At 42.2% G+C, this 15,831-nt stretch carries 12 protein-coding genes; 4 read left to right on the top strand and 8 right to left on the bottom strand.

Annotation, left to right across the window (positions count from 1 at the left end):
• Window positions 1-2 precede the first annotated feature (2 nt).
• The gene (mutL, locus tag KFB94_09870; protein ID QVL45506.1) at window positions 3-1,820 is read left to right on the top strand and encodes a DNA mismatch repair endonuclease MutL; all 1,818 of its coding nucleotides are present in this window, start codon (window positions 3-5) and stop codon (window positions 1,818-1,820) included.
• Window positions 1,821-1,829: 9 nt separating this feature from the next.
• Here mutL and KFB94_09875 read toward each other — a convergent pair whose 3' ends face one another.
• Together KFB94_09875 and KFB94_09880 are read right to left on the bottom strand one after the other, a co-directional pair.
• Window positions 1,830-3,521, bottom strand: a complete 1,692-nt coding sequence (locus tag KFB94_09875) for an NAD-binding protein (protein QVL45507.1) — start codon at window positions 3,519-3,521, stop codon at window positions 1,830-1,832.
• A gap of 44 nt (window positions 3,522-3,565) precedes the next feature.
• The gene (locus KFB94_09880; GenBank protein ID QVL45508.1) at window positions 3,566-3,940 is read right to left on the bottom strand and encodes a hypothetical protein; all 375 of its coding nucleotides are present in this window, start codon (window positions 3,938-3,940) and stop codon (window positions 3,566-3,568) included.
• A gap of 106 nt (window positions 3,941-4,046) precedes the next feature.
• Here KFB94_09880 and miaA point away from each other — a divergent pair, with 106 nt between their 5' ends.
• Window positions 4,047-4,994 carry a tRNA (adenosine(37)-N6)-dimethylallyltransferase MiaA gene (miaA, locus tag KFB94_09885; GenBank protein ID QVL45509.1) on the top strand — a complete coding sequence of 316 codons (948 nt, stop codon included), beginning with the start codon at window positions 4,047-4,049 and terminating at the stop codon, window positions 4,992-4,994.
• Window positions 4,995-5,222: 228 nt separating this feature from the next.
• Here the strand turns inward: miaA and fae are convergent, their stop codons facing one another.
• A complete protein-coding gene (fae, locus tag KFB94_09890; protein QVL45510.1) occupies window positions 5,223-5,771 on the bottom strand; it encodes a formaldehyde-activating enzyme in 549 nt (182 codons plus the stop codon).
• A gap of 40 nt (window positions 5,772-5,811) precedes the next feature.
• Window positions 5,812-6,996, bottom strand: a complete 1,185-nt coding sequence (gene dapC, locus KFB94_09895) for a succinyldiaminopimelate transaminase (GenBank protein ID QVL45511.1) — start codon at window positions 6,994-6,996, stop codon at window positions 5,812-5,814.
• Between the two features lie 14 nt (window positions 6,997-7,010).
• Here dapC and KFB94_09900 point away from each other — a divergent pair, with 14 nt between their 5' ends.
• Entirely contained in the window at window positions 7,011-7,901 is an 891-nt protein-coding gene (locus KFB94_09900) for a DMT family transporter (protein QVL45512.1), read from the top strand.
• On the opposite strand, the gene KFB94_09905 is transcribed toward KFB94_09900, so the two are convergent.
• The 3 genes from KFB94_09905 to mnmC form a co-directional block, all read right to left on the bottom strand.
• The gene (locus KFB94_09905) at window positions 7,902-8,996 is read right to left on the bottom strand and encodes a PilT/PilU family type 4a pilus ATPase (protein QVL45513.1); all 1,095 of its coding nucleotides are present in this window, start codon (window positions 8,994-8,996) and stop codon (window positions 7,902-7,904) included.
• A gap of 80 nt (window positions 8,997-9,076) precedes the next feature.
• On the bottom strand, window positions 9,077-10,948 hold the full coding sequence (locus KFB94_09910; GenBank protein QVL46670.1) for a tetratricopeptide repeat protein: 1,872 nt from the start codon (window positions 10,946-10,948) through the stop codon (window positions 9,077-9,079).
• A gap of 50 nt (window positions 10,949-10,998) precedes the next feature.
• On the bottom strand, window positions 10,999-12,216 hold the full coding sequence (gene mnmC / locus KFB94_09915; protein QVL45514.1) for an FAD-dependent 5-carboxymethylaminomethyl-2-thiouridine(34) oxidoreductase MnmC: 1,218 nt from the start codon (window positions 12,214-12,216) through the stop codon (window positions 10,999-11,001).
• Between the two features lie 115 nt (window positions 12,217-12,331).
• Between mnmC and KFB94_09920 the strand changes: the two genes are divergently transcribed.
• A complete protein-coding gene (locus KFB94_09920) occupies window positions 12,332-14,134 on the top strand; it encodes a PQQ-binding-like beta-propeller repeat protein (protein ID QVL45515.1) in 1,803 nt (600 codons plus the stop codon).
• A 1-nt stretch (window position 14,135) separates the two neighbouring features.
• On the opposite strand, the gene mqo is transcribed toward KFB94_09920, so the two are convergent.
• Complete coding sequence (gene mqo / locus KFB94_09925; GenBank protein ID QVL45516.1) at window positions 14,136-15,641, bottom strand: malate dehydrogenase (quinone); 1,506 nt, start codon at window positions 15,639-15,641, stop codon at window positions 14,136-14,138.
• Window positions 15,642-15,831: the final 190 nt, after the last annotated feature.

Raw genomic sequence — 15,831 nt, forward strand, 5'->3', positions numbered from 1 at the left:
AGATGAATGTCATCAAAGTATTGCCGGATCAGCTGATTAGCCAAATTGCGGCTGGAGAAGTAGTAGAAAGACCGGCTTCTGCATTAAAAGAGTTATTAGAAAATAGCTTGGATGCGCACAGTACTGAAATTAATGTGAGTTTGGTAGAAGGTGGGATTAAGCAGCTAAGAGTGGCTGATAATGGCAATGGGATTAATGAATCGGATTTACAATTATCATTAATGCGGCATGCAACCAGTAAAATTCATTCCCTAGACGATTTAGAATCGGTTGCCAGCCTTGGTTTTCGTGGTGAAGCCTTGGCCAGCATAGCCTCAGTTTCTCGTACACAGATTGTGAGTCGGGCGCAAACGGCTAAGCATGCGTGGACTATTTTTTCAAATGGTAGTGACATTTCTGCATTGGAACCCAGTGCTTTAGATGTGGGTACGATTGTTGAAGTGAGTGATTTATATTTCAATACACCCGCTAGACGTAAGTTTCTCAAAAAAGAAGCCACAGAGTTTGGTCATTGTGAGGATGCCTATACGCGGATTGCTTTATCGCGTCCTGATGTGGCATTTAGCTTGGCGCATAATGGACGCACCATTAGCCGTTATGCCATATCAGCGCCTAGTAAACGCTTTAAAGAGGTGTTGGGTGCTGAGTTTATGGCAGAGACCGTTACTGTTGATGATGAGGCGGTAGGCTTGCGTTTTTGGGGCGTTGCGGCAAAGCCCACCTTTAATCGCGGGCGTCGTGATACACAATTTGTGTATGTCAATGGTCGTTTTGTTAGGGATAAGTTGATTGCACATGCGATACGCCAAGCCTATCAAGATGTGTTGCATCATGACAGGCATCCCGCTTTTGTGTTGTTTTTAGAGTTAGATCCACACTTGGTTGATGTGAATGTGCATCCAGCAAAAACAGAAGTACGGTTTAGAGATGGGCAAGCGATTCATCGGTTTATTTTTCATGCATTACATAAAGTATTAGCCGCGCCAACAGGAGAATCCAATGCGGTGACGGCAGGGCAAGCATCGCATAATCCCTTTTTATCGCCCAACATGTCAGATAAGCAATTCGCACAGCCATATCCAAAATACCAATCGCAAATCCCTTTATCGGCCAATCAAACGCCTGATTTCTATCAGAAATTATATGGAGATGCACCGTCTAGTTATAATGCGCCAGTTGCGTCAACAGCATCTGAATCGACTAGGTTTGCAGATGAGCCCACAGCCTATCCGTTGGGTTTTGCGCTAGGACAAATTCACGGTATTTATATATTGGCGCAAAATGCAGCAGGATTGGTGGTAATTGATATGCACGCCGCGCATGAGCGTATTATGTATGAGCGATTAAAACAGGCATTAGATGATAAAGCGGTACCCATGCAGCCGTTATTGTTGCCTGTCAGCTTTAATGCAGACCGCGTAGAGGTGGCGGTTGTGAATGAAATATTAGCCAGTGGTGAAGAGACATTAATGCAATTGGGGTTTGATATTGCCGTGCTGTCACCAACAACCCTTGCCGTGCGCGCTGTCCCCACTTTATTGCAACGGGCTGATGCGGTTGCGCTAGCTCGCGATGTATTGCGTGAATTAAGTGAATATGGTGCGAGTAGGGTATTGACAGATCAGCGCAATACTTTGTTAGGTACCATGGCTTGTCATGCTGCAGTAAGAGCCAATCGCAGTTTAACCATTACTGAAATGAATGCTTTGTTACGCGATATGGAAGCAACGGAACGCTCAGGCCAATGTAATCACGGCCGACCGACTTGGTTTCAAGTGAGTCTACGCGATTTAGATAAAATGTTTATGCGTGGAAGATAAAGAGGCGTTTTAAGCAGTAATACGTTTGATAAAGCGCCAAACAAAACTATCAGGCACTTCCAGCCCGTTCATAATATAGCTAAACGTTTTTGCATTGTTGGCAGAAGCAGGTAAAGTGATTTTGGCATCATAGGTGCCGCAAAATAAAATACAATCGCCTTCGAGTATTGTCATTTCTTGATCGGGCAATAGGGTTGAAACATCGTCTCTTACCAGCAATAAAGGGACTAGTTTGAGGGTTTTTTCGCGGTTGGCAGGGTCTTGCATCAGATTGAGTAGCTTAATTGGCATGCCGCTTTGAATATATTCCGTTACGGCCAATGCATTGTCGGTATCGATTGTGATTGCAAAGGTTTCTGGGACTGTTTCACCGACAACATCCACAAGCTGACTGATTAAACTATTTGCCCATTGGTTGGTTTGATTGCGAACCAGTGCCAAAAACTCGGCCAATAACGGTGCCAGCATATGCGCCAAACATTCGTGCGCAATAATATCAGTTGGTTGCATGGTGATATTGGCGCCAAACTTTTTGAATAAGGTGCTGTTATTGCGATTATTTTTACGCACGATCAAGAACAGGTTGGGATTTAATTGCTTAGCCGTCATCACAATCGATAGATTATTAATGTCGTTATCTGTACCAGCAACAATGCCACAAGCGTCATGAATGCCTGCTTCTAATAGCGTGCTTGCTTCTGTGCCGCTACCAACCACACATTGTTCGCATTCAGTTAGCTCTGGCATTGCTTCAATAATCGTTGTGGTGAGATGCTCGCGCTCTAGATTTTCTACAACTGATTTACCAAAACGACCATAACCACAAACCAACCAATTGCCTCTTGGTGGATTTTCTGGTGGTGGTAATGTGTCACCAGGTACGCCAGTTAACCACTGGTGAAGGATATAAGTACCAAGCGCATGCACACGCATGGCAAGTTGCTCACCAAATAGCGTATAGGGGTTGATAATATGATCAGTGCCAAATGAGGCCATGTTGGCAGCAATATCTTTACGTTCAGCACGAGCGAGCACACGTAAATCAGGCCGCATTAATTTAACAGAAACCGCGACAGTTAGATTAACTTCATCGTTATCTGTCAGTGTGACAACGCCGCTGCAGTATGGATTATAAACACCGGCGCGTATCAAATTTTCCGGAATTCTTGCATCAGCACAAAGACTTAGCGTGGCGTTTCTGGTGTCCGTTAACTCTAATTCATTGAGCCGTTCTTGATTAGGTTCAATTACCACGACGCGCATGCCTTTTTCATCAAGGATATTGGCAAGTAAACTAGCAGATTGGCCGTAGCTACATAAAATGAAGAAAGGTTCTTGTAATCGACGCACGTTACGCGCTAGACGCTCTGCAGAAATGGTTTGGCGCAAGCTAACATCTTGCAGCAGTGTGATAATCTTACCGATTGCATACACCCAAGGAATAACGGTGAAATAGATTGAGAAAGTCATCCACAAGCGTTGCGCCTGACTATAAGGGTAGGGAACTTCACCAAATCCAATTGTTGTTGCGGTGTAGCTAATCACATAAAACGCTTGGAAAATGCTCATGTACCAAGTGTTTCCTTTGTCATCTACACCTGGCATGAGTGTCAAGCCAATGGTGGCAATAGCAAAGCTCACAATAATCAAGATAAGCGGACGCCTTAAGCGCCGCAAAATCATGAAGAGAATACTATTCATGGCTGTAAAGAGTGGTTCTTAATGAGTCAATATGAATGATTGTATTATCGACGTTGGCTAATGGTTTCAGAAATCAGCAATATAACAGAAACGAAATTGGCCATTAAAGCACCACCTGAAAGTGAGACGATATACACTGTTAAACTGGATGCCTCCATTGAGTTTTGGAGGGCGGCCCATAAAATAGCAGCTGAAATTAACTGTAAATCGGCTGCTAAGCTAGTAGACAGTAAAATGGCACCAACCTGTGTACGATCACCAAACTTAAGTACAGTAGCAATTAAGCTAACAATAATGGCTGCATATAATTCATAAACATGATGATGAGTGGGATTATCGATTTCACCGATAAAGAACCCGAAATTGAGTGTCATTGCGAGTACAATAAAAAAACCAAAAACTACTTTTTCCATATTCATAATAATCCGCCATCACTTACTTTCAATAATAGAATAAGATACTAAACTAGTTGATATAGCCTGTAACCCTATCGTTATTATATAACTTCAACCAATAATTAACAGCATGAATGACAACTCTTTATCTCAAGCCATCTTTTTAATGGGGCCAACAGCAAGCGGCAAGACCAATGCAGCGGTGGCTTTATTGCAACAATTTCCAGTTGAGATTATTAGCGTTGATTCGGCGTTGGTCTATCAAGCGATGGATATTGGCACCGCAAAACCTGATCCTGAAACCTTAAAAGTTGCACCGCACCATTTAATTAATATTGTGCCGCCAACGGCAGCTTATTCTGCCGCCAACTTTAGACAGGAGGCATTGGCATTGATGGCTGAGATTACAGCGCGTGGCAAGATTCCATTGTTGGTAGGCGGAACCATGTTGTATTTTAAGGCGTTAGAAAATGGCTTAAGTGGCTTACCCGCAGCAGACCAAAATATTCGCGCTCATATTGATTTGGAAGCAGAGGCGATTGGCTGGCCTGGGATGCATCAAAAATTGGCGACAATTGACCCTGAAACCGCATCACGTTTGATGCCCAACGATATGCAACGTATTCAACGCGCCTTAGAAGTGTATGCAATTACTGGCAAAACCATGACATCACTTTATGCGCTACAAGCAAATGATACGTTACCTTATGACGTGTTAAAGATTGCTTTAGTGCCCAGTGACCGCACAGTATTGCATGATCGCATTGCAATGCGCTTTAAACAAATGCTCGCAGACGGGTTTGTAGATGAAGTAAAACAATTATTGTTGCAATATCCCAGCTTAACTGCACAGAGCACGTCTATGCGTTGTGTTGGGTATCGGCAAGCCTTGATGTATTTAGCTGGCGAATATGACCTTGATGAACTGTGTGATAGAGGTATATTTGCGACACGTCAGCTCGCCAAGCGACAATTAACTTGGTTGCGAGGCATGGACGGATTATCTATCGTAGATTGTGTAGATAATGAAACAATCAAAAGCGATTGTAGTAGGCTCGTTAAAGCATTTTTGAAGTAAAAAAATGTTAATTAATTGATTCGCTCGAAAAAGACGAAGAAATTAGGAATAAATACTCTGAATCGCCACGCTATGCTCGCGATGGCGGCGTGGGAGCTGTAAGGTGATCTCAATAACTGTCTTTGCGAATGGCGTAGTAGCGAAGTAATCCAAATGTTAATGTTTCGACCCTTCAAAAAAAAGCCGCTTAATTAATCAGCGGCTTTTTGGCATCAAACAGGTTGATCATTAGATTTTGCCGTCTAACCCCATTTGATAATATTTATGGGTGATTTTATCTTGATTCTCTAAAAGCCAATCAATACTTGGCTCGTTTGACATGGCTTTTTTAATGGCCAATGTAGTTGCTTTGCGATGAATGTCAAATAAGGCTTTGTGATCTAAATCTTTTTGACCAACCACGCCCGGGTTTAACCATACCGACACAATAATACCCAAATCATTGGCTTTTTCTTTTGGAATATAGCCTTCACGCACGGCATCTAATACACCATTGGCAATGGCGCCTTGTACAGTGCCCATTAAAATATTGGTATAAGCTGTGTCTTTAACCGTTACTTTACTCACCATTAATGTCGCTGGACGCACTTGAATATCGGTGTTTAAGATAGCCAATACTTTTGAGTGGCCTTGTGATTGATTGGCTAGCTGATTGGCAAATGCCACCCCCATCGGTCCATCCATTTCTCCAATGGCAACTTCTGGCTCGGCCGCTGTATTTAATGGGCCGCCAGCAACCAATGCTTCGCCGACACGCATAATAATTCTTTCACTCATTGTATTCTCCTTAATGATTAATTGATAAAGATAGCTTCAATTAATAAAGCTGTTGAATGCGTTGCGCTGCGTCAACACACTCGGCTAATGTCGCAACTAATGCCATGCGAATAAAGCCTTTGCCAGGGTTAATACCATGGGCTTCTCTTGCTAAAAAACTACCGGGCAATACGGTGATATTAGCATCACGTTTGAGCTGAATTGCAACCGCAGTATCATCTTGATTTGTTTGTATCCAGAGGTAAAACGCAGCATCTGGCATTTCTACAGCAGACCATACCGTTTTAAGCATGGGGGCAATGGTTCTAAACTTTTCTGAATAGAGACGACGATTCTCGATAACATGCGCCTCATCGTTCCAAGCAACAGCACTGGCTGCTTGTATAGACGGACTCATTGCGCAACCATGATACGTTCTATAAAGCAAGAATTTCTCCATTATAGCAGAGTCGCCAGCCACGAAGCCTGAACGCATGCCAGGTACATTGGATCGTTTGGATAGTGAGGCAAATACAACGAGGCGAGTATAGTCTCTTCCTAACTGTTTTGCCGCTTGGAGCGCACCAACTGGTGGATTTGATTCATCAAAGTAAATTTCTGAGTAGCACTCGTCTGCCGCAATTACAAACCCATACTGATCTGATAATTTGAATAGTTGTGCCCACTCTGCTAGGGACATCACTTTGCCAGATGGATTGCCAGGGGAGCAGACATAAACCAACTGTGTGCGATTCAATACCGTAGCAGGTACTTTGCTAAAGTCCATTGCATGTTGCGTTTCTGGCAAGGTATTAATGAAATACGGCTCGGCACCTGCCAGAAAAGCGGCGCCTTCGTAAATTTGATAAAAGGGATTAGGACTAATAACCACTGGTTGTGATTTTGATGTGTCAATCACTGCCTGCGCCAATGCAAATAAAGCTTCTCGGCTACCATTAACCGGTATGATTTCTTTATCAATATCAAGCGCAGGAATACCGTAACGTCGCGTTGCCCAATCTGCAATGGCTTGTCTTAATGCTACAGAACCTAGCGTTGTAGGATAGTTTGCCAAGCCTGCGATATTATCAATCAAACTTTTTTGGATAATATTGGGCGTTTGGTGTTTAGGCTCACCTATCGATAAGTCAACTGGGGTATATTCTGTATTTGGCGTTATATCCGCAAATAGATTTCTAAGGCGCTGAAATGGGTAAGGTTGTAGCAAATTTAAATTTTCGTTCATAGATAGGTATTATAGTGAGCATCGGTCAGAATAAAAACTTTTTTGCATTATTTGGGTTGCTTTTTGGCGCAACGGTGTGGGGCATTATTTGGTTTCCATATCGCTTATTAGATCAAGCAGGCATTTCAGGTATTACCGCTAGTTTTTATACCTACGGCATTGCAATGCTGATTGGATGCCTGGTTTTTAGCCGACATTGGCGCACGCTACGCCAGCAGCCAAAGAATATCATTTATTTGATTTTAGCCGCAGGCTGGACAAACTTAAGCTATGTATTGGCGATTATTGACGGCGAAGTCATGCGCGTTATTTTACTTTTTTATTTATCGCCAGTTTGGACGTTATTATTGGCGCATTTTTGGCTAAAAGAACGCGCAGTTATTAAAGATATATTGGTCATCATTACTTCGTTGCTTGGCGCTTTTATTATGCTTTACGATCCGGCGAATTATCTGCCACTGCCTAGCAGTCAGTCTGATTGGTTGGCACTTTCTGCTGGCATGGGCTTTGCACTCACCAATGTCATTACACGCAAGTCGGTACATTTAAGTCTTATGGTTAAATCGTTTGCTGTATGGTTTGGGGTCACCCTCATTGCATTATTAGGCATTGCTTTATTTGAAGACATAACGACATTACCCGTGACGCTTAGTATGAATGACTGGTTGACGATATGGATTGTTGCGTTGGTGCTATTTGTCAGTACTCTGCTAGTGCAGTATGGGGTTACCCATGTTGCCGCGGCACGTGCAGCCGTCATTTTTTTGTTTGAGCTGGTCATTGCAGCCATTGCTGCTTATTTTTTGGCAGGGGAGACCATGACTTGGAATGCATGGCTAGGCGGCATATTGATTATCGTTGCTGCAACCGTTGCATCGTTCATTTCTGATGAAAACTGCGCTTAATTAGATACTAAAACTACCCAGCTCTCTTTCTGCATTAAAACGAATTTTAAGTGATAAATCATTTCTAGAATCGGCATGTATTAATGCCTTGTTTTCATCGATTTGGCTATCCATAAAAAGGGTGTACAAGGCTTGATCAAAGGTTTGCATGCCAACGTCATTACTATCAGCCATGATTTCTTTTATTTCAGATAAATTTTGCTGTTTAATGAGTTCAGAAATATAAGGCGTATTGATTAATATCTCAAAAGCGGCAACACGTTTTTTTTGTTTACCCGGAATTAACCGTTGCGAAACAACCGCAGCTAAGTTGAGTGAAAGATTAAGTAACAAACCATTTTTTGACTCTGGAGGGAAAAATGAAATAATCCGCTCCAATGCTTGGTTAGCATTATTGGCATGTAAGGTAGCCAAGCATAAATGACCAGTTTCCGCATAGGCCAAGGCTTGTTGCATGGCATCTATATCACGAATTTCACCTATTAAAATCACATTTGGCGCTTGGCGCATTGCATTTTTGAGCGCGCTGTTAAAAGATAAAGTGTCAATGCCTACCTCGCGTTGATCAACAATGGATTTTTTGTGTTGATAAACAAACTCAATGGGATCTTCGATAGTGACGATATGACCATTAGCATAGGTGTTGCGATAATCAATCATCGAGGCAAGGGTGGTAGACTTTCCTGAATCCGTTGATCCAACCACTAATATAAGCCCACGTTTACGCATCACAAAATCGCCTAAAATACTAGGTAAGCCTAGCGATTCAAAGTTTGGAATTTCTGTTTTGATATGACGAATAACCATGCCAACTTCACCGCGTTGCAAAAACACATTAACGCGAAAGCGACCAACATTTTTTTTGCTGAGTGCAAAGTTAGACTCTAAGTTCACTTCGAATTCTTTGATTTGTTGTGGACTCATTAAGCCATAGGCAACTTCTTTAATCACACCTGGGGTAAGCGCTTGTGTATTAACAGGTACAAAATCACCTTCAATACTCATATGAACAGCAGCGCCTGTACTAAAAAATAAATCAGAACCGTTTTTTTCTACCATAAGTTCTAAAACTGGCGTGATGTCAAAGCTTGCCATTACATTTCCTATAAAGATAAATTGATGAATGATTGATTGGAAGCGACTTTATCACAATCGTCTGATGAATAATCAACTTGTTAAGGCAATTTTTCACACTCTTTTTGCCAAATTGCATGGTATTGCGCTTCTAAGGTTGCTGCAAATTGTCTTGCATTAAATAAATCGGCGCTGTTTAAACTTTGTTTTATATTGTTTTTGATGACCGTTAATGCATCAGGGTTTTGCGCAAAATGAAGTGCTTTTTCTTCATAAGCGGATAATGTTTCACAAATCAACATGGGTAGCCCAATATGATTCAATAAGCTGGCGGCTACGCTGGCAGCAAAAGTATGTCCTTTGCAGGTCAATAGTGGCAAGCCAACAGATAGTGCATCGCTGGCGGTCGTATGGGCGTTATAGGGTTGCGTATCAAGAAATAGATCAGCATGTTGTTGCCTTTCTATATGCAGCTCTGAAGTAATTCTGGGTGCAAAAATAAGTCTGCTTTTTTGAATGCCAGCAAGCTCTGCCTCTTTTTCTAAATTTGCTTTTGCCCAGCGGTTGCAATCGAGTAACCAAAGAACACTGTTGGGTACTTGTTTTAATAATCGCATCCAAATAGCAAATATATCGGGTGTGATTTTGAACGTTTGGTTAAAACAGCAAAATACAAAACTATCTTTTGGTAATGCATGGTCTGTTTTTAGGCTTATTTCGCGATAGCTACGTTGATTATTGGGTTGATAGCACGGTAAATAGAGCAACTGTTCGCTGAAGTCAGCTTGATTGGGAGCAATTATTTTGTCGGCTAATAAGTAATCAAATAAAGCATCGTTGGAATCAAACTCACCCATGGTGCCCGGGAAGCCTAACCAGTTAATCTGAATAGCTGCAGGTTTTAATGCTGCAATCGCTGTACGGCTGCTTTGGGTGTAACCTGTTAGATCGACTAGTATATCAATCCCATCCTGATGAATCTTGGTGGCGGCTTCTATATCATTTAATGCACGAATATCAATAAAGTAATCAAAAGCATGCATTAATCGTTTACGTATATCCGTTTTATCTTCAGCGCCATATGAGTAGGCATAAATTTCAAATTGTGAGCGATTGTGGTGCTCGATCAGCTCAGTTATTAAAAAAGCGAGTGGGTGTAAGCGAAAATCAGCTGATAAATAGCCAATTTTTAATTTAGTTTTAGCTTGCTTGTTATTAACAAATCCCAACTGATCGCGCAGGGCACGTAGTTGTTTAAACTGTTGTGCGATATAGTGATTTGCACATTGCTTTTGTTCTTGTGCTGTTGTGCCAGGCATGGCGAGAAAGGCAAAGGGGGCAATCGCTGCGTTAGGCGTTGTTCGCACAATTTGACGCATCGTTTCAATCTGCTGATGAAGATTATTTTTCCCTTCGCCACGCCAATCACAAATATGCTGTTTCTGATGAATTAAGTGCGCAAGCGAGTGGTGCATATTACTGCTAATGGCAATTGCTTTTTCATAATTAGCAATAGCCAGATCAATCCGGCCGAGTTCACGTTGCACATTACCTAAATTGTTATAGACATCGGCATCGTTTGGATTGGCGCGTATAGATTGTGTAAAGCTTACAACAGCAGCTTCAAGTTTGCCTAAATTACGCTGTGCATTGCCTAGGTTATATAAATAAATGGCATGGTTTGGTTGATAGCTTAATGCCTCTAAAAAACAAGCTTCTGCAAGATGGTCGTGACCTTGGTTTGCAGCTTGATTACCCAATCCTTGCAATGCAAAGCACAGTGCGTTTGCTACTTCAGGGCTTTTATTCTGTGCCAATAACGATCTAAAGTGTGTGGCCGCTTGTTGAAACTGTTGTAACTTCATGCAAAGATTGCCACAGGCAATGAGCAGGCTTGTTTCGTTTGGATATTGTGATAACGCTTGGTGAAAGTAATCTAAAGCAAGATTATCATTACCGTTAGATTGCGCCATTTGTGCGTCTTTTATTAATTGATTTACATCGACCATCAGCTTATTTTAATCTAAAAATCATACAAGTTTTGTGCAATCTGTTTTAAACCCATCTCTTTTAATAAAAAACGGCTAGGGTTTAATTTTGTTGCGATAGAGGGTGCAATGACAAGCGACTTATTGGTGATTAGATTGGCAATTAGCTCGCCACACAATGGCGCTGTAATCATGCCTTTTGAGCCATGACCTGCATTCACATATAAGCCTGTCAGCCATGGTAAATTACTTGGGCTATCACTATAGCGCGGAGGGGCTGCTTTTAATGCTTGTTCATCAATTAATTGACCCGCTAATGGCAAATAATCGCGCGTGGCACTGCGCCATGCCACGCGACCGGTGACTTCGCATGCATGGATGCTATTAAAAATGGCTGGTGAGATAGCCTTTAATGCCTGTAAATTGGCCTCGGTATCTTGTGCACAAAGCGCTCCATTCATATCATTGGGCGCATAGCTAGTCCCAATAGAATGTATGCCTTTGATGGACGGGCTTAGATAATGGTCGCTACAAATAACAGATTTCATGGCTTGCGTGGTGGCATTTTCTTTAAAGAAATTGACCTGCCCCCTTACTGGAGTCACTGGCAGGTGCTGACATGGCGCAAATTGCAGTATCGCGTTGGCATTGCAGAGAACAACAATATCAGCGGCTAACTGTTGTTTGTTAGCTAAGCGAATTTGCCAATCTGTACTTTGCTGATGAATGGAGCTGACTGTAGTAGATAATTGGCATTTGATTAAATCTGACTGTATTAAAGATTGGCAGAAAAGTTGCGGGTTTACCCAGCCAGATTCAGGCAAATACAGACCGCCGCTGAGTAATGCTATATTGGCTTTTTCACTGGCTTCATCAATAGATAAGTGTTGAAAGGCCAGGTGTGCATCTTTGTTATCTAATAATTTGGAATGTTTTGTCTGTTCGCGTTCATTAAATCCAAGCTGAATCTGACCACATAATGCAAATAACGATTCGCAATAGGGTAGTTGTTTAAGCAAATCTACGGTGAATGAAAAACCATAACTGGCAAGTATGCTCAGTGCATCTGACACAGTGTTCAATTTGGGATAAAGCATGGCAACGGGATTGCCAGATGCTTCTTGCGCGACAGCATCATGACGTTCAATAAGAGTCACTTTGATGCCATATTTTGCCAAAGCATAGGCCGTGCTGCAGCCAGCTATGCCTGCACCGATAATCACGGCAGTCAAGGGATTATGACTATTTTTCATGGCTGATAATTGAAAGAATCGTTAAATAATAGTTAGAGTTTGTATGATTTAGACTTGGTATACCAGTATACTTATCGGTATACTTTTTGTGTTATCGTTAATTGGAAATGACATTATGAAACGCATTTTACCTCTTTCATCCACTTTAGTTGCTTTGGTCCTTGTGAGTTTGCTTGGCAGCTTAATGGCATGCAATCGCACCGATAATCAAGCTACAGATCAATCAGAAAATTGGCCTAGCTTTGGTAACGATTTCACTAGCCAGCGCTTTTCTAACGCAAACCAAATTAATATCGATAATGTTAAAAACCTAACGCTAGCATGGCAACATCATAGCGGTGTTATTGCTAGTTATCAAACTACACCGATTGTACAAAATGGCGTGATGTATTTTTCTTTACCGTTTAATCATGTCGTAGCGGTGAATGCGGCGACGGGTGATGAGCTTTGGCGCTATGAACATAAGATGCGTGAAGATTGGAAGATGTGTTGTGGCCCCCAAAACAGAGGGGTCGCCGTTAATAATGGCAAAGTGTATATAGGCACAGTTGATGCACGTTTAATAGCGTTGGATGCGAAAAATGGTGAAAAGTTGTGGGATATTGATGTGGTTGATTCGGCCATTAGTCGAGAAGGGCAAGAAACCTTAAGCGAAGATGATCCAAATAAAGCACGCAAAGTAACAGGCGGAACAGGCATTGGCATTGGTATGGCGCCCGTTGTTTATAAAGATAAAGTGATGATTGGCATTACTGGCGTTGGTTATGGTTTGCATATTGACAACCCAATCGCAGATGCTCCGTTAGGTGCGGTAATTGGTGTGACAGGCCGTTATGGACGTCCCGGTTTTTTAGCGGCATTTGATGCTAATGACGGCTCACGTGTTTGGCAATTTGACACTATTCCAACCCAAGGTTGGGAAGGTAACTTTACCGTCACAACAGCTGATGGTATTCGCCTAGATCGCGATATTGCAGGGGAAAAGGCGGCAATGTCTAATTATCCAGATGCTGCTAGTTTAGGTGGTGGTTCTGCGTGGAGCACCCCAGCCATTGATACCAAAAACGATATCCTATACTTTGGCACTGGCAATCCATCACCACAAATGAACGATGTTTCACGTCCTGGTGATAATTTATATACGGTGTCGTTGGTGGCTTTAGATGCTAATACGGGCGAATTGAAATGGTTTTATCAGCAAGTGCCGCATGATTTATGGGGCTACGATTTAGCCAGTCCGCCAGTGTTGTTTGATTACACCAATGCAGCGGGTAAAACTATTGCTGCGGTTGGACAAGCGAGTAAAACAGGCTGGTTTTATATCCATAACCGTTTAACGGGCGAACTTCTTAAAAAGTCTGATGCCTTTGTGCCACAAAAAAATATGTTTGCCAAAGCGACATTTGAAGGTGAGGTGTTATATCCAGGCATTTTGGGGGGCTCTAACTGGTCGCCTGTGAGTCTTGATCAACGTAAGCAGCTTGTATTTGTGTCAGGTATTCATACGCCAATTAAATACACTTTACACGAAACTGCTGCCACGGAAACAACACCAGCGCTGCGATATACATCCAGTGAACCAACCAATGACCCTAGTTGGGGTTTATTATCAGCAGTAGACTTACAAACAGGCAAAATAGCATGGCAACATAAGACCGAACAACCGCTGGTTGGCGGCACCTTAGCTACGGCTGGTGGCTTGGTGTTTATGGGCGAGGGCAATGGCAACTTTAACGCATATAACAGCCAAACAGGCGAACTGTTATGGCAAACCAAATCCGAATTTGGTGTTAATGCGCCGCCTATCTCTTATATGGTTGATGGCGTACAATATATTGCAGTGGCTAGTGGTGGTAATTGGATTATGGGCTACAAGCAGGGCGATGCCATGCTGGTTTATAAACTCAACGATCAATAATCTAGAACAACTTTAAAACCGTGTGCGTATGATTTCTCACACGGTTTAATAAGTCTGCATTGTCAATCAACGATTCCCCATAAGCTGGAATCAGCTGTTTTAGTTTGTCTTTCCAGCCATTATTCAATTGGGTAGCAAAGCAGCGTTCTATCACATCTACCATCGCTTTTGCACTAACAGATGCACCAGGGGAGGCGCCTAGTAATGCGGCTAACGAACCGTTTTTAGTACAAACAATCTCTGTGCCAAACTCTAATTTACCCCAATGTTCCTCACAATTTTTAATCACCTGTACGCGCTGGCCCGCTTTTTCTAAGTGCCAATCTGCACTATTAGCCTGTGGCAAAAAAGTGCGCAACGTGTTCATGCGTTGTTCATGGGTTTGCGTAGCTTCTTTAATGAGATACTTGGTTAAATCAAGGTTGTTTTTACCCACACCTAACATCGCTTTGATATTGCGATTGTTGACTGACTTGACTAAATCAAGTTTAGATCCGGTTTTTAAAAACTTGGTGGTAAATCCGGCAAAAGGACCAAACAATAATTGTGGTTTTCCATCAATGATGCGGGTATCTAAGTGTGGCACTGACATGGGTGGTGCACCTACAGCCGCTTTACCATACACTTTTGCATAATGCTGTTGAATCACATCAGGGTTGTTGCAAATCAACCATTGACCACTCACAGGGAAGCCACCATAACCAATACTCTCATCAATTTTGGCTTTTTGTAATAGCGGCAATGTCGCGCCGCCAGCACCAATAAACACAAATTTGGCATGTAATGTCTGTTTAAGTTTGGTCGCACCATCATAAAGGCCAATAGACCAAGCGTCTTGTTCTGTTGACGATTTTACTGTCTTGATACTGCTTACTTTTGTGTTAGTCAGTAGCGTAAAATGATTGTGCCGTTTTAAATAAGCAACCAAATGGCGCGTGATTATCCCAAAATCAACATCTGCGCCATGAGCCACATACGTTGCAGCAACAGGTGTTTGTGGTTCTCTGTCTTGCATAATCAACGGCATCCAAGCTTTTAATTGTGCAAAGTCATCGCTAAATTGCATCTCTTTAAATAAGTGATGTTGCTGCAATTTCTCGAAACGCTTTTTCAGAAAAGCAATATTATCCACCCCATTTTTTTTATCATTCCAAACAAAACTCAAATGCGGTGTTTTGCGAATAAAATGTTCAGGGGGTGGCAGGGCGCCCATTTCCACCCAGCTAGTCCATAATTGCAGAGACGTTTCAAAGTTGGCATTAATGGCCAATGCGCGATCAATGGCTATACTGCCATCTTCTGCTTGTGGGGTGTAATTAAGCTCACAATACCCTGCATGACCCGTGCCAGCATTGTTCATGGCATCAGAACTCTCTAGCGCTACTTCTGATAGCCTTTCTATCATCATAATGCGTAAATCGGGGTTTAACTGCTGCAATAACACACCGAGTGTCGCGCTCATTATGCCGCCACCTACAAGGAGTACATCAACTTCACTATTTTTCATAGGCAATATTATATTAGAAGTCAGCAATGAATGACTGATTGATTAATTGGTAACACATCTGTAATTGGACTATTGAAGGTTAATTTTGTTTACAAAATAACGTCCCATTCAACTTAATTTTATTATAAACAATTAAATCGTCATGCTATTTTATGCCACAGACTAGATTAATGCGCAGGATAATACCCCC

It is taken from the genome of Methylophilaceae bacterium (assembly GCA_018398995.1).
Taxonomy (GTDB): domain Bacteria; phylum Pseudomonadota; class Gammaproteobacteria; order Burkholderiales; family Methylophilaceae.

What these genes read in the sequence shown, in the direction of transcription:
- mutL (QVL45506.1), top strand. Translation starts at nt 3, where the DNA reads ATGAATGTCATCAAAGTATTGCCGGATCAGCTGATTAGCCAAATTGCG.
- KFB94_09875 (QVL45507.1), bottom strand. Translation starts at nt 3,521, where the DNA reads ATGAATAGTATTCTCTTCATGATTTTGCGGCGCTTAAGGCGTCCGCTT.
- KFB94_09920 (QVL45515.1), top strand. Translation starts at nt 12,332, where the DNA reads ATGAAACGCATTTTACCTCTTTCATCCACTTTAGTTGCTTTGGTCCTT.
- mqo (QVL45516.1), bottom strand. Translation starts at nt 15,641, where the DNA reads ATGAAAAATAGTGAAGTTGATGTACTCCTTGTAGGTGGCGGCATAATG.
- KFB94_09880 (QVL45508.1), bottom strand. Translation starts at nt 3,940, where the DNA reads ATGAATATGGAAAAAGTAGTTTTTGGTTTTTTTATTGTACTCGCAATG.
- KFB94_09905 (QVL45513.1), bottom strand. Translation starts at nt 8,996, where the DNA reads ATGGCAAGCTTTGACATCACGCCAGTTTTAGAACTTATGGTAGAAAAA.
- fae (QVL45510.1), bottom strand. Translation starts at nt 5,771, where the DNA reads ATGAGTGAAAGAATTATTATGCGTGTCGGCGAAGCATTGGTTGCTGGC.
- dapC (QVL45511.1), bottom strand. Translation starts at nt 6,996, where the DNA reads ATGAACGAAAATTTAAATTTGCTACAACCTTACCCATTTCAGCGCCTT.
- KFB94_09910 (QVL46670.1), bottom strand. Translation starts at nt 10,948, where the DNA reads ATGGCGCAATCTAACGGTAATGATAATCTTGCTTTAGATTACTTTCAC.
- miaA (QVL45509.1), top strand. Translation starts at nt 4,047, where the DNA reads ATGAATGACAACTCTTTATCTCAAGCCATCTTTTTAATGGGGCCAACA.
- mnmC (QVL45514.1), bottom strand. Translation starts at nt 12,216, where the DNA reads ATGAAAAATAGTCATAATCCCTTGACTGCCGTGATTATCGGTGCAGGC.